This window comes from Nitrospira sp. T9 (assembly GCF_052156535.1).
In the GTDB taxonomy this organism is placed as follows: domain Bacteria; phylum Nitrospirota; class Nitrospiria; order Nitrospirales; family UBA8639; genus Nitrospira_E.
Window position 1 is genome coordinate 40538 of record NZ_JBQKUP010000017.1, and the last position, 14156, is coordinate 54693.

Below are 14156 nucleotides of genomic sequence, written 5' to 3' on the forward strand. Positions count from 1 at the left end.
ACGAACGTATGGCCAAACGAACCCGGTCTGGCACCGATAATTCCACCACCAACCCTTCAGCAACCATCCCGGTTCTATTGGATGAGACAACACGTCAACGCTACCTCAATTATGCGCTCTCGGTTATTACCTCACGGGCCCTTCCGGATATCCGGGATGGATTGAAACCGGTGCAGCGGCGCATTTTGTTTTCCATGTTTCACAATCATCGCCTTGTGCCTGACCGGCCTCCCATCAAGAGCGCCAAGGTCGTGGGGTCGGTTATCGGTGAATGGCATCCACATGGGGACGCGGCGGTTTATGACGCGATGGCTCGAATGGCCCAGCCCTGGTCATTGCGTAACACCCTGGTGGATGGCCATGGAAATTTCGGCAGCCAGGACGGTGATCGTCCCGCCGCTTATCGCTATACCGAAGCCCGTCTGACACCCCTCGCACTCGAACTGCTGAATGAACTGAATAAAAACACGGTCGACTTCCAACCCAATTACGATGGCAAAGCGGAAGAACCGCTGGTACTCCCCGCGCGCTTTCCCAATCTGCTGGTGAATGGCTCAACAGGCATTGCCGTGGGCATGGCCACCAATATCCCTCCCCATAATTTAGGAGAGGTGATCGAGGCCGCGATCGCCTTGATTGCGAAACGGGATGCCTCAATTTCCGATCTCATGAAATACCTGAAAGGCCCGGACTTTCCGACCGGCGGCGAAATTTTAAACAACAAAACTGAGATCCGGGAAATGTATGAGACCGGACAGGGGTCGATCCGGCTTCGCGGAGAATATGAAGTCAAAGCATTGGATCACGGGAAATCAGCCATTCTCATTACATCCATTCCCTTTGCCGTCGATAAGTCCACGATAGTGGAACGGATCGGCGAATTAATCATCACCAAAAAGGTTCCGCAATTGGTGGATGTCCGGGATGAGTCCACGACCGAAGTTCAAATCGCGCTTGAGACACAAAAAGATGCCGATCCCCATCTGGCCATGGCCTATCTCTTTAAACATACGCCGCTGCAAAATAACTTTTCCGTTAATTTGACGTGCCTGGTTCCGGTACCAGGATCGACCGTGGCGCGTCCTGATTGCCTGAATCTCAAGCAGATGCTGGAACAGTTCATCGACTTTCGCTTTGTCACCGTTAAGCGAAGATTCAGCTACGATTTGCAAGTCCTGGAAAAGCGCATCCATATCCTGAATGGATTCAAACTCATTTTCGACGCTCTGGATCAGGTGCTCAAAATCATCCGGCAAAGTGAGGGTAAAGCCGATTCTGCCAATAAACTCCAACAACGATTCGGACTCGAACCCATTCAAACCGACGCGATTTTGGAAACGCCCATCTATAAATTATCCCGAACCGAAATCAAAAAAATGCTGGATGAGCTGGCCGACAAGCTCCGCCAGGCAAAGAATCTCAAAACCCTTCTGGCTTCCAATACCAAATTATGGGATGTGGTCAAAAAAGAACTGGAAGAGGTCGCTACAGCGTTTGGAGACAAACGTCGGACCAAAATCGGCCGGCGGCAAACCGAGGAAGTCGAGTTTGATCCGGACGCGTTCCGGGTTAAAGAAGATGCGGTAATCACCGTTTCCGCAGATGGGTGGATCCGGCGAGTCGGCCTTATTAAAGATCTTTCCAAAGCACGGGTTCGGGAAGGCGATCGGGTCATGACGATTTTAGGCGGGAGCACCCTTGAATCGGTGGTGTTCTTTTCTAATTATGGCAGCGCGTACTCTATTCGCATCGGCGATATTCCACCGGCCAGAAGTGGCTTTGGAGATCCGGCGCAAAAGCTTTTTAAATTCAAAGATGGCGAACGGATTATTGAGGGGCTGAGCTTCGACCCGCGAATGCGGGCAACGGGAGTGTCCGCCCTTGCACCGTCAAAAGGTCGCAACCTGCCACTCTTCGACAGCACCCCAACCGGTCTATACGGAGAAGCCGTCGCCATGACTTCAAGCGGGATGGGGATCCGGTTTGAGCTTGACCCCTTCCAGGAACCCTCGACCCGACTGGGCCGAAAATTTTGTAAACTTAAGGAAGGGGAAGAAGTCGTCGGGGTCAGCCAGGTCACCGCTCCTCTGCAAAAAACCGTCGTGGCGGTCGTCTCTGCGCGAGGACGAGCCCTGCTTTGTCAGGCCGAAGAGGTGGCGCAATTGGCCGGACCGGGCCGTGGAGTCATCGTTTTGAAATTAGACCAGAACGATACCGTGGTTGGATTTAGGTTATTGTCTTCAAAAGAGGAAGAACTCGTGCTTGCCAAAGAAGACGGTGGCACTCTTTCCGTCTCCCTTCGCAAGTACCAGGTGGTCGGACGTGGAGGGAAAGGACATCCATTGTTTAAGCGGGGTCGTCTGACCGGCATGATGCCAACTGAATTGACCGTGCCGATTTTCCAAGCAGAAGTTACCCCTTAGCTTCCTGATGCATTTCATAAACATATGAATGACCGATACTCATCTGAAGATTTTGATGGAGTGTTCAAAAAGGCTCGTCCAGCAAGACCGCAGCGGCTTGGGTGGGCGGAGCGTACGGAGGAGTATGTGAGCCCGGCAAAGGGGCGAGAACGCCGCTGGCGGCATTTTTCAACACTCCCTTTTTTGATTCCCATTCACTCACAAGGATCCACTCATGGGTAAAACATATGATGCCAGTGACATCGTGGTGCTGGAGGGTATTGAGCCCGTCCGACGCCGCCCTGCGATGTATATCGGAGGCACCGATAAGACGGGCCTGCACCACTTAGTCTGGGAAATCCTGGATAACGCGATCGATGAGGTCATTAATGGCTACGCCACTCACATCATCGTGGAACTGGATAAATCGCGTGAAGGTCTCCGCATCACGGACAACGGTCGCGGCATTCCGGTGGATAAACATCCCAAACACAAAAAGTCGGCATTAGAAATTATTATGACAACCTTACATGCCGGAGGAAAGTTTGATACCGGAAGTTACATCCATTCCGGCGGATTGCATGGAGTCGGCGCATCGGTGGTAAATGCCCTGTCCCGTCACCTGGAAGTTCAGGTGAAACGTGACGGCAAGGAGTGGGAACAGACCTATCAGGCCGGAGTACCTCAAGGTGCCGTCAAAACCTTGGGCAATGCACGAGGAACCGGGACTTCGGTCTATTTTCGTCCCGACCCCAAAATATTCGGCAAAACCATTCAATTCGATCCCGCGGTGTTACAGGATACCCTGGATGCGAAAGCCTATCTGCACAAGGGGCTCAAGCTGACTTTCAAAGATGGTACCACCGGAGAAACCCACCTGTTCCATCACGAACAGGGCATCCAGGAATACTTGCGCAAATTAGTGGCGGATCGCCGTCGAAAAACGACCGTCGATTTCGTCTTTTACCTGGAACGCCAATTTAAAAATGGCGCATCAGGCCCTGAAGGAGGGGCACAGGCACTGAAGATGGAAGTTGCCTTGCAATGGACCGATGAACCCGCCGAATTTGTCAAAAGTTATGTCAATGGGGTGGCCACTCCGAATGGGGGCACGCATGAAATGGGATTACGCGGCGGCATCGTGAAAGCTGCACGCAATTACATCGACACCCACAATCTCACACCCAAAAGCCTCTCCCTTCAAGCCGAAGATATTCGCGAGGGCATGGCGGCCGTACTGAGCGTCCTCGTCCTCCACCCCCAGTTTCAGGGGCAAACGAAGGAACGGCTCAATAATCCGGAAGTGCAGGCACAAGTAGATAATCTGGTCCGGCCGGCGCTTGAAACCTATCTCAACGAAAACCAAAGTATTGGGGAAACCCTCGTGGGTCGCATGATTCTGGCCGCACGAGCCCGCGAAGCCTCTCGTGAAGCCTCCAAAGCCGTGATGCGGAAGTCGGCCGTCAGCCATCGTCTCAATCTGCCGGGTAAACTGGCCGACTGCCAGAGCACTGATCCAACCATCAGCGAACTGTTTATCGTCGAGGGCGACTCCGCAGGCGGAACAGCCAAACAAGGCCGCGACTTAAAAAATCAGGCCATTCTTCCCATACGGGGCAAAGTGCTGAACACGGAAGAACTCACCCTGGGCAAAGTGGTTGAGAACAAAGAGCTCGCGGATGTCGTCAAAGTCTTGGGCTGTGGAGTCGGGAAAGACTTTGATGTCAAGAAGCTCCGGTATCATAAAATTATCCTGTTGATGGATGCGGATATTGACGGCTATCACATCAGCACACTGTTGCTGACCTTTTTTTTCCGGCACATGCCTGATCTGATCCGGCAAGGCCACGTCTACATTGCCCAACCCCCACTCTACCGAATTGAGATCGGGAAGGAAGTCCACTGGGCGGGCACCGACGAGGAAAAAGAACGGATTGTGGCAGGGGCTCGCAGCAACGCCAATCCCACCATCAGCCGATTCAAAGGCTTGGGCGAAATGTTTCCTCAACAGCTCAAAGTCACGACCTTACACCCCGCCACTCGTCGCTTACTCAAAGTCGAATTGTTAGACGAAATTCAAACCGACCGGACCTTTCAGGATTTGATGGGAAAACGCACAGAAGCCCGGTACGAATTTTTGATGGCCAACGCCGGGTTGGCTGATAACCTGGACGTGTAACAACCCGCCAGCTGTAAACAAAAACGGTGGGAACACCAACCCATCGCGATAAGGCAGGCCGTATGGGTCTGTTGAAAAAAGCCGCCAGCGGCGTTCTCGCCATTTTCCCGTGCTCACGTACTCAGCGTACGCTCCGCGCGTAAAAACGGCTGCGGCCTTGCTGGACGGACCCTTCGGGAAGACTCAGGGCATGCTTTTTTGAACCGACCCGGAGCCTTTGAGGAGTAATCTCATCCTGCGCAAATTTGCCCTTGAACATCTTTATTATTCAACACTCCCCGTATTGTTTCACTCACCTCTCACGGTGTTACACTTGTCCTCATGAACTTCCACATGTCCAAGCAAGAATCGAAAACAGCCCTTGACCACGTCAAACAATATCACGAGCAGACCAAGCATGAGTTCAACCGGTACGCCCGCTCGTTAGGATATTTGGATTGGGCCAATCAGCCCGATCCCTTCCGACGATTCGACGGCGCTCCGCTCATCGCGCTTCCTCACCTCACACGTGAGGAAGATCCGCTTTCCCCACCATATGCATCACTCTTTCATCTGCACTCGATCCCCTCTCAACCCATTACCCTCAAAACACTCTCTCGCTTCTTCGAATATGGGTTATCACTGACGGCGTGGAAACAGTACGGCGGGACCCGGTGGGCACTGCGGAGTAACCCTTCCAGCGGGAACCTCCACCCCACGGAGGGCTATCTCTTCACGGGTTCCCTCCCTCATCTTGCCGTGGAACCAGGCCTGTACCACTATGCCCCGAAGGAACATGCCCTCGAATACCGTTGGGCGCTTCCTCCTGAACCCGCCCAATCGATACTTCAAGGCATGCCTTCTGAAGGATTTCTGATAGGCCTCACGTCCGTTCATTGGCGGGAAGCATGGAAATATGGAGAGCGGGCCTTTCGATATTGCCAACATGATACGGGCCATGCGATCGGCACGTTGCGAATTGCTGCGGCGACCTTAGGCTGGAATCTGTTGGTGTTGAGTGGCACCTCAGACGAGACGATCGCACGGCTTTTGGGTCTGACGAGACCGCAGGATTTTCAACAGGCAGAACGGGAATATCCGGAATTGCTGGCGACAGTCTGGCGCAGAAACCTTCAACCCTCTCCCACGCTGAATCTGGCATTCAACGATCTTCATGATACGGTACTAACATCAGGAGAATGGAAAGGCACGGCAAACCGTTTGAGCAAAGATGAACCGGTCCTGTGGGAAATTATCGATTCGGTCACGGAGGCGTCATGGAAATCGACCCAAGAATCCGAACGTATTGCCTTTCATGCTTCAGCGGCTCCCATAAACGAAGGCGAAGTGATTGAATCCACTCCCTTGGCTGGTCACATCATCCATCAACGACGGAGTGCCGTCGCATTTGACGGACGAACCGGCCTCCCCGCCGATCGTTTTTTCACCATGCTGCAACGGATCATGCCAAGAGAGGGCTTGCCTTTACCGGATCGACCCATGCCCTGGGATGCCATTCCCTGGGAGCCCACGATTCACCTCATCTTGTTCGTACATCGAATAGACGGCCTAACGCCTGGACTGTATTGGGTCAATAGAAATCCCGAACACCGGGACCTCATGTTTTTCAAAAGCGCGATGCACGAGCAGTTTGTCTGGTCGACTCCTGAAGCATGCCCCTCCAATCTTCCGTTCTACCTCTTGGAAGAAGGTAATGCGCAAAATCTGGCCAAACAACTCAGTTGCGGACAGGACATTGCCGGAGACAGTGCCTTTGCGCTTGGAATGGTCGCCGAATTCGACAGGAGCTTAGAAACGTATGGCCCGTGGTTTTACAAACGGTTATTTTGGGAAACCGGATTGATTGGCCAAGTCCTCTACCTAGAGGCCGAAGCGGCTGGCATCCGGTCAACGGGGATCGGCTGTTTTTTTGATGATCCGGTCCATCGGGTGCTCGGCATTCATCCTCAAACCAAGTGGCAATCGCTTTATCATTTCACTGTTGGCGGCCCGCTGGACGATGGTCGTCTTACGACGTTGCCACCCTACGGCCCTCACGTCACATGATGAATCTTCCTCTCCTTTGTGATGGGTTTAATTTCGAAGAGGACTTAAAGAGGGAGGTTTTTCCCAAATCCTCGATTCCTATTCCTCCCCTTTGTAAGGGGAGGTGTAGGTGGGGTAGAGTTTCTCCAAAAGAAGTCAGAGGTATCAAATTTTTGAAATCTGGGTTAGTAGCCGGAAGTCTCTACCTCAACTAGCCCTCCTTACCTAAGGAGGGAAAAACTTAATCAATTTGACCAAGGATCCATGACCACACAAAAAGGGAAGTCAGCCTTTCTTCCGATACGCCGTCGGTTTCGGTCGAACCAAACCCCGGCCGAACAATTGCTCTGGTCGAAACTTCGCGGCTATCAAATCCAGGGGCTCAAATTTCGTCGACAACATGGAATCGGACCTTACATCGTAGATTTCTTTTGTCCGGAACGAGCGTTGGCCATTGAAGTTGATGGGGATGTACACGCGACAGAAAATAAAATCAAGAACGATCGACTACGGGAAAACCATTTACATTCGTTGGGGATCATGATTGTTCGTTACAACAATGACGAGGTTCTAGGCAATTTGGATGGAGTATTAGAAAATATAACCCTCCAAATATCCAAGAGCTCTACCTCCCCTAACCCCTCCTTACAAAGGAGGGGAAGGCAAAACGATGACCCTACTTCGAAATTCCTGCCAGTCATTCACCGTAGACCTCGGACCTTTCTTACCAATGAGCGAAATCAGAATTCTTTCTCCTTGAGCACAGTTCGGCAACTTGAAAATACTCCGAACCCTTTACCGCTTATGTTTTTTGAGCGGCCCACATTGAAAGTCGCAAGAGAACTGCTGGGAAAGGTGCTGATCAAACAGACGCCAAACGGGATTATCCAGGCCAAAATTGTGGATACGGAAGCCTACGTGGGACCGGAGGATCGAGCCTGCCATGCCTCCAAAGGCCGTACGAAACGGACAGAAATTATGTTCGGCCCTGCTGGCTTCACCTATGTATACCTGATTTATGGAATGTACCACTGTCTCAATATCGTGACGGAACAAGAGCAATATCCTGCCGCAGTCTTAATTCGAGGACTGGAAATCTTGGGAGGGGATCATTCGCCGGATTTGCCAAAACGCATCGACGGTCCCGGCCGGGTCTGCCGCTTTTTAGAAGTGAATCGCACGCATAACGGACTGGATGCCACACTCGGCACCACCCTTTGGATCGAAGACCACGGACTGGCCGTTTTGCCCAAACAGATTCAAACTCTGCCTCGAATCGGCGTGGACTATGCGGGAGAATGGGCAAAGAAATTGTGGCGGTTCTGTCTGCCGGCTTCGACTCCCCCAAAAACACGTCGAGTCACCCCGAAGTAAATACTTTCGAATCCTTTTGCCCGATATCTTGAACAAGATAGCCGGTCTACGTTAGGCTAGATCACCAGACACGTGTTGGCTACGTTCCGTAGTCCACATGACACAACCCGCTTCTCAACACTACGAACAATAAAGGAGGAAGACAATGGGCAATCCGCTCGATACGATCTCTGGCACCATCACTGCTGGCTTTGTATTGACCGTGGTCCTGTACGGCCTGGTCAAAATGCTGGTGTGAACCTCATCACCTCCAAAGACATCATTAATCAACCTAACGAATACGAGGACATTTTATGGAAAGTTTATTGGCGTGGGGACATTACCTCGCGGGCATTACCTGGATTGGAATCCTGTATTACTTTAATTTCATCCAAGTGCCATTTCTCAAAGCCGTCACACCCGAAACCAAAGCTGAATCCTTTAAACACCTGGTGCCCAATGCGCTCTGGTGGTTTCGCTGGGGAGCCCTATTCACCTGGATATTTGGTGCCGCCTTACTAATGAATCAGCATCGGATGGGAAGTGCATTTATGCTGCAGGGACCGGATGCCGTGATCGGCATGGGTGCCTGGCTCGGGACCATTATGTTGCTGAATGTGTGGGGAATCATCTGGCCCAATCAGAAAAAAGTCCTCGGGCTCAAGGAAGCCACACCTGAAGAAAAAGCCAAGGCCGGACGGATGGCACTCCTGGCGTCTCGCACGAATACCATGCTTTCCATCCCAATGTTATTTTTCATGGCCAATTCTGGCCATGCTTCCGGTCTGTTCTGATTTCAGATCAGAACTTTCTAACGAATCGGAACCAAAACAAAAGCCGGGGTCAAAAGACCCCGGCTTTTTTCTTATAGCATCGTTTGTTCTCTCGATTTACCAGAAGCGCCTGGAAGGATTGTAAGCACGAAGACGCCAATGCAACCATTTGGAGCAATGCGCATTCTCCATTTCATCTAAAATCCTCAGTTCGTTCTCAATCGGTCCCAGCCGTGGAATCCACCCCTCGCTTCTACTCCAAGGATGAAGAAGAACTAATCCTGGACGACGATATGCGTGTCGGTTTCTTCCACTCCGGGGATGGTGTGAATCTTGGCCATGATGAGATTGGACAGGGCCCGGTCATCAGGCGCATTGACCAGACCAAAGATATCAGGCTGACCGAAACAGGCATGAGCTTGTTCCACCCCGGAAAGGGCTTTGAGGGTCTCTAACACATCCTGGACTTTTCCTGCTTTGACTTTCATGAGAATATACGCTTTGGCTGCCATACATACCTCCTTAATGAATGCGAATCAGATTTCGGTCATCAATAGTGAAATTGGTGTTGGGACACAAAAGATATAGTCATTAGCGATTTGCCGAGCCATGCTGAAAGTACCTTTGTACCATAGATGGAAAGTAGCTTCCATTCTCTTCCCGCTCTCTCTCAAACAGCCCAGGTAACCAAAAAGAAGTTGCGGATGCCCTGCCTTTCTCAGGTAGGATGAACGATTATTTTTCCCCTATTGGGGCTGTTGAAAAAAGCCGCCAGCGGCGTTCTCGCCATTTTTCCGTGCTCACGTACTGGAAGTACGCTCTACGCGCAAAAATGACTGCGGCCTTGCTGGACGGACTTTTTTGAACCGCCCCGAGACCTTTAATATGCAACGTGCCTGTGGGGCAATATGCCCTTGGAAATTGGTTTTATTCAACACTCCCCTATTCTATTCACCTTCAAGGAAATATTTATGTCCTCTCGTATTGTGTCGTTGATTCCTAGTGGGACAGAAATGGTCTGCGCATTAGGTTGCCGTGCCCAGATTGTCGGCCGGTCACACGAATGCGATTTCCCTTCCGACATTACCTCTCTTCCTGTTTGCACTCAAGCCACGGTGGATAGTGAGGGAACGAGCCAAGCTATTCATGCCCAGGTTTCCAAACGTCTCCAGTCAGCCATTTCCTTGTATGAGGTCTTGGTTGATCAAATACAGGACTTAGGTCCGGATGTCATCGTCACCCAGACCCAGTGTGAGGTGTGTGCCGTAAGTGCTGATGAGGTGCAGCGGGCTCTTCGCGACCTGATAGGAATGTCACCAACGTTGATTTCTTTGGGTGCACAGAACTTATCAGGGGTTTGGGAGGATCTGACCAGAGTGGCGGACGGCTTAGGACAGCAAGCTGCAGGGCAGGCATTTCTAAAACAGGCCCACCAACGCATAGCCGATATTACGGACCGCTCCCAACAACAACCTATTCCCCTCACTGTGGCCTGCATTGAATGGATGGAACCGCTTATGGCTGCCGGCAACTGGGTACCCGAACTGGTTCAGTTTGCCGGAGGGCAATCGGTGTTTGGCCAGCGGGGAGCACATGCTCCATGGATAAGCTGGGAAGCCTTAGCCGCTTCGGATCCGGATATCCTGATTTTGATGCCTTGTGGATTTTCCATGGCCCGCATTCAAGAAGAACTGCCGGTCATGACATTGCATCCTCTTTGGCCACAGTTACGAGCAGTGCAAAATCAGAGGGTGTATTTGACAGATGGGAACCAGTTTTTCAACCGCCCGGGCCCGCGTCTCGTGGAATCCCTCGAAATTTTGGCTGAGATCCTCCATCCCACTCAATTTCAGTTTGGACACGAAGGCCAGGGATGGCGGCAATGGGTTCCTGCAAAACGTTAAATACCTTGAAACCGCCACTCAACGAAGCACGGGTCTTCCCAATTTGGTTTTTTTCTCGGCTTTCCCCCATACAGCCTACGTACTCCGGTTGACCATCTCTTGAGTGTTTTGTTAAATAGGAATTATTCCTAAACAGGAATGATATGGAAATTTCATTCAAGGACATCAAACAAAAGTTTCAGGCATGCGGATTAAAAACGACTCCGCAGCGAACGGCTATTTATGACGCACTCCTTCGCAGCACTACCCATCCGACCGCGGAAGAGCTCTTTGCTGAAGTCGCTCCGCAATTTCCGATGATGTCTCTGAACACCGTCTACTACACACTTGGGGCCTTGCGTACCTCCGGGTTGATTCATGAAGTCAATATTGGCCATACCCGGGCTCGCTTTGATGCCAACCTGTCTCCCCATCACCATTTAATTTGCTTGGGGTGCCAGTCCATTGTCGATGTCATCGATCCTCGACTGAATCGCCTGACCTCCCCAGCCGGCATTCCCAAAGATTTTGAAATTACAAGTTATCAGGTCGCTTTCCGTGGACTTTGCGGCTCCTGTCGCCGCCACACGGGGCGCTCCATCAACCATTCATCACCGGGGTTACACCCCACAACCGTCAAAGGAGGACTCCATGGGAAAAGCTCTTAAAGGCACAAAAAGCCACGAAAACTTAAAAGCGGCATTTGCCGGTGAATCGCAAGCGAATCGACGCTATTTATATTTCGCCCGGCGGGCGGACATTGAAGGCTATACCGATATCGGCGGTCTGTTTCGTGATACTTCGGAAGCTGAAACCGGACATGCGTTTGGTCACCTGGACTTTTTGAAGGAAGTCGGTGATCCTGCCACCGGCGTGCCGATTGGCAACACCGAAGCCAACTTAAAAGCGTCGATTGAAGGTGAGACCTATGAATACACCCAGATGTATCCCGGCATGGCGAAAACCGCTCGTGATGAAGGTCTTGAGGAACTCGCAGAATGGTTTGAGACGTTGGCCAAAGCCGAACGATCCCATGCGAACCGGTTCACGAAAGGGCTGGAAACTCTAAAACAGAGCTGATAGCCTCGGCCTCATGACACACGGCGGCGGTCGATAAAGAAGGCTGCCGCCCTGTAAACACTCTTTCACAGACTCTCAAACGAAGTCATAACCTGTGCCAAAATTTGACCTTATCACTCCAGGCTGGACACGGTCTCAGCTCGAAACGGAGACACGACGCATTTTCGATGTCTGTGACGGATGTCGACGATGCTTTAATTTATGCCCGTCGTTCAATACCCTTATTGACCGGATTGATGAGTATGAGAGCGATTCAACACAATTCACTGCGCAGGATTTCACAAAGATTGAACAGGAATGTTACTACTGCAAACTCTGTTTCAACCATTGTCCTTATTCTCCCCCCCATCAATACGATCTGGATTTTCCCAGGCTCATGGCTGCTTGGAAAAAGCAACGGACGGCTGAGGGTGGGGCCACATGGCGCGACAAGCTCCTGATCCAAACCGATTTAATCGGAAAACTGGGAAGTCTGACCGCTCCACTGACCAATTGGGCCCTTCGCACACCGTGGCTTCGAAGTCTGGTTGAGCGTATGGTTGGAGTGCACAAAAACCGCCAAGTCCTTTCGTTTCAATCCCAGACGTTTACCCAATGGTGGTGTCAGCGAAAGCCGGCTCCCGCACTTACCCGCAGCCAGGGGAAAGTAGTCTTCTTCCCAAGTTGCCTGGTGACGTATCAGGTGACTGATATTGGAAAAGCTGCCGTACAAATTTTGGAGAAAAACGGCATTGAGGTCGTGGTACCTCCAAATCAGCAGTGCTGTGGGATGCCACGGTTTGACGTGGGTGATACCGATGGAATGGCCAAGATTGCCGAGTCTCAATATCGACTCTTTGCGCCCTATCTCGATCAGGGATATGACATTGTCATTCCAGCACCCAGTTGTAGCCTGATGTTCAAACGGGAATACCCTTACCTCAAACCCACACCTGAAATGAAGCAATTGAGTGAGCGCACGTTTGATCTTTGCGAATATTTAATGCGGCTCAAACGGGAAGGTAGGCTTTCCCTTGATTTTCAAGCTAATCCTGGACGCGTGGCGTATCAAATTCCCTGTCATTTACGTGATCAGAATATCGGCTTTAAATCAAAAGAATTGATGGAGTTGACCGGGGCCACGGTTCATCTGATCGAGAAATGTTCCGGACACGATGGAGCCTGGAGTGCCAAGACCGAATTCTTTGATCTCTCGATGAAAATCGCCAAGAAAGCCGTGCGAGAAATTCAAGAGGAGCCGTTCGACGTCGTCGCCTCCGATTGCCCTCTGTCGGCACTACAACTGGACCAAGCACTTCAAACTGCACCAACTCAATCGGCCCTTCATCCTATTCAAGTCGTTCGTAACGCCTATGGATTAACACCATGAAACTGCTCACACCGCAAGATCTCCTCCCGGCTGCTCAATATGAGGAAAACCGCGCCGCCATTCGGCAAAAAATTATAGCCCTTAAAAAACGGCGCCGCATTTCTGTAGGAGAATTCGTGACGCTCGTATTTGAGAATCGGGAAACCCTGCTGTTTCAAATACAAGAAATGATTCGAATAGAGCGCATTTTTGATCCGGGAAAAATTCAGGAGGAATGTGACGTGTATAATGCCCTCCTACCCGATCGAAATGAATTGAGCGCCACACTGTTTATCGAAATCACCGATTCCGAAAAAATTCAACCGCTTCTGGATTCTTTTAAGAATATTGACCAGGCCAATACCGTGGGCATCAAGGTTGGCGATACCTCAGTTTTTGCAAATTTTGAGGCCGGGCATAGCAAGGAAGATAAAATCAGTGCCGTGCATTTTGTCCGTTTTTCCACAACCCCAAAATTTCGAGACCTCCTGGCCCAGGAGGAAGTCCCTGCCTTTCTGACTATCCTCCACCCTCAATATCGTGCAGAAGCCCCAGTTTCTCCGGAGTTGAGGCAGGAATGGCTAAAGGATCTCAAGTGATTCATCATCCATGCCGTGCATGGTTCCGCAATGTCGCAGGTCCTCTATAAATTGACAAGATTAAAAGTCGTGCTTTAAGATGTAAGCTCAATGTTGGATTCCTTTCAACCGATTGAAAGGAAAGATGAATCTACAAAAATAATGTGATTATAAGGAGGATACAACGACTATGGTAACAATTACCCCGATCGCAGAGCAGAAGATTAAGGAACTGATTAAGGAAGAAGAAAATTCTGTCGGTTTGCGTATTTACGTCAAAGGCGGCGGATGCAGCGGCTATCAATATGGAATGTCATTTGAAGATAAAACCAGCGATGATGACACCATCATCGAAAAAGGCGACGTGAAGGTCATTGTGGATTCCCAAAGCGCCCCAATGCTTAGCGGCGCAGAAGTCGATTACGTTGATAGCCTGCAAGGGTCGGGATTTGCCATCAAAAATCCTCAAGCGAAGTCCACCTGTGGATGTGGAAGCTCATTCTCGACCTAGAAAATAATCACTCAGAACCCTAAC

General features: G+C 50.9%; 11 protein-coding genes and 1 pseudogene. 11 read left to right on the forward strand and 1 reads right to left on the reverse strand.

Annotated elements, in window-relative coordinates:
- Positions 1 to 8 precede the first annotated feature (8 nt).
- The 5 genes from ACTRXD_RS01005 (at position 9) to ACTRXD_RS01025 (ending at position 8753) form a co-directional block, all read left to right on the forward strand.
- The gene (locus ACTRXD_RS01005; RefSeq protein WP_442430022.1) at positions 9 to 2423 is read left to right on the forward strand and encodes a DNA gyrase/topoisomerase IV subunit A; all 2415 of its coding nucleotides are present in this window, start codon (positions 9 to 11) and stop codon (positions 2421 to 2423) included.
- Positions 2424 to 2637: 214 nt separating this feature from the next.
- On the forward strand, positions 2638 to 4581 hold the full coding sequence (locus ACTRXD_RS01010) for a DNA gyrase/topoisomerase IV subunit B (protein ID WP_442430023.1): 1944 nt from the start codon (positions 2638 to 2640) through the stop codon (positions 4579 to 4581).
- Positions 4582 to 4914: 333 nt separating this feature from the next.
- On the forward strand, positions 4915 to 6627 hold the full coding sequence (locus ACTRXD_RS01015; protein ID WP_442430024.1) for a SagB/ThcOx family dehydrogenase: 1713 nt from the start codon (positions 4915 to 4917) through the stop codon (positions 6625 to 6627).
- 243 nt (positions 6628 to 6870) lie between these two features.
- On the forward strand, positions 6871 to 7980 hold the full coding sequence (locus ACTRXD_RS01020) for a DNA-3-methyladenine glycosylase (RefSeq protein WP_442430025.1): 1110 nt from the start codon (positions 6871 to 6873) through the stop codon (positions 7978 to 7980).
- A 293-nt stretch (positions 7981 to 8273) separates the two neighbouring features.
- Positions 8274 to 8753 carry a urate hydroxylase PuuD gene (locus ACTRXD_RS01025; RefSeq protein WP_312741846.1) on the forward strand — a complete coding sequence of 160 codons (480 nt, stop codon included), beginning with the start codon at positions 8274 to 8276 and terminating at the stop codon, positions 8751 to 8753.
- Positions 8754 to 9007: 254 nt separating this feature from the next.
- Here the strand turns inward: ACTRXD_RS01025 and ACTRXD_RS01030 are convergent, their stop codons facing one another.
- Entirely contained in the window at positions 9008 to 9244 is a 237-nt protein-coding gene (locus ACTRXD_RS01030) for an Lrp/AsnC family transcriptional regulator (RefSeq protein ID WP_312644591.1), read from the reverse strand.
- Positions 9245 to 9703: 459 nt separating this feature from the next.
- Here ACTRXD_RS01030 and ACTRXD_RS01035 point away from each other — a divergent pair, with 459 nt between their 5' ends.
- The 6 genes and pseudogenes from ACTRXD_RS01035 to erpA all read left to right on the forward strand — a co-directional run.
- Complete coding sequence (locus tag ACTRXD_RS01035) at positions 9704 to 10636, forward strand: cobalamin-binding protein (RefSeq protein WP_442430026.1); 933 nt, start codon at positions 9704 to 9706, stop codon at positions 10634 to 10636.
- Positions 10637 to 10779: 143 nt separating this feature from the next.
- Complete coding sequence (locus ACTRXD_RS01040; RefSeq protein WP_442430027.1) at positions 10780 to 11283, forward strand: Fur family transcriptional regulator; 504 nt, start codon at positions 10780 to 10782, stop codon at positions 11281 to 11283.
- Positions 11267 to 11695 (forward strand): rubrerythrin family protein, encoded by a 429-nt coding sequence (locus tag ACTRXD_RS01045; RefSeq protein WP_342347508.1) that lies wholly within the window; start codon positions 11267 to 11269, stop codon positions 11693 to 11695. Before ACTRXD_RS01040 ends, ACTRXD_RS01045 begins: the two co-directional genes overlap by 17 nt.
- A gap of 94 nt (positions 11696 to 11789) precedes the next feature.
- Positions 11790 to 13064 carry a heterodisulfide reductase-related iron-sulfur binding cluster gene (locus tag ACTRXD_RS01050; RefSeq protein WP_442430028.1) on the forward strand — a complete coding sequence of 425 codons (1275 nt, stop codon included), beginning with the start codon at positions 11790 to 11792 and terminating at the stop codon, positions 13062 to 13064.
- Positions 13061 to 13642 (forward strand): DUF3501 family protein, encoded by a 582-nt coding sequence (locus tag ACTRXD_RS01055; protein WP_442430029.1) that lies wholly within the window; start codon positions 13061 to 13063, stop codon positions 13640 to 13642. Before ACTRXD_RS01050 ends, ACTRXD_RS01055 begins: the two co-directional genes overlap by 4 nt.
- A 154-nt stretch (positions 13643 to 13796) precedes the next feature.
- Positions 13797 to 14132 (forward strand): annotated as a pseudogene (gene erpA / locus ACTRXD_RS01060) (iron-sulfur cluster insertion protein ErpA); the annotation flags it as partial.
- Between the last annotated feature and the right edge of the window lie 24 nt (positions 14133 to 14156).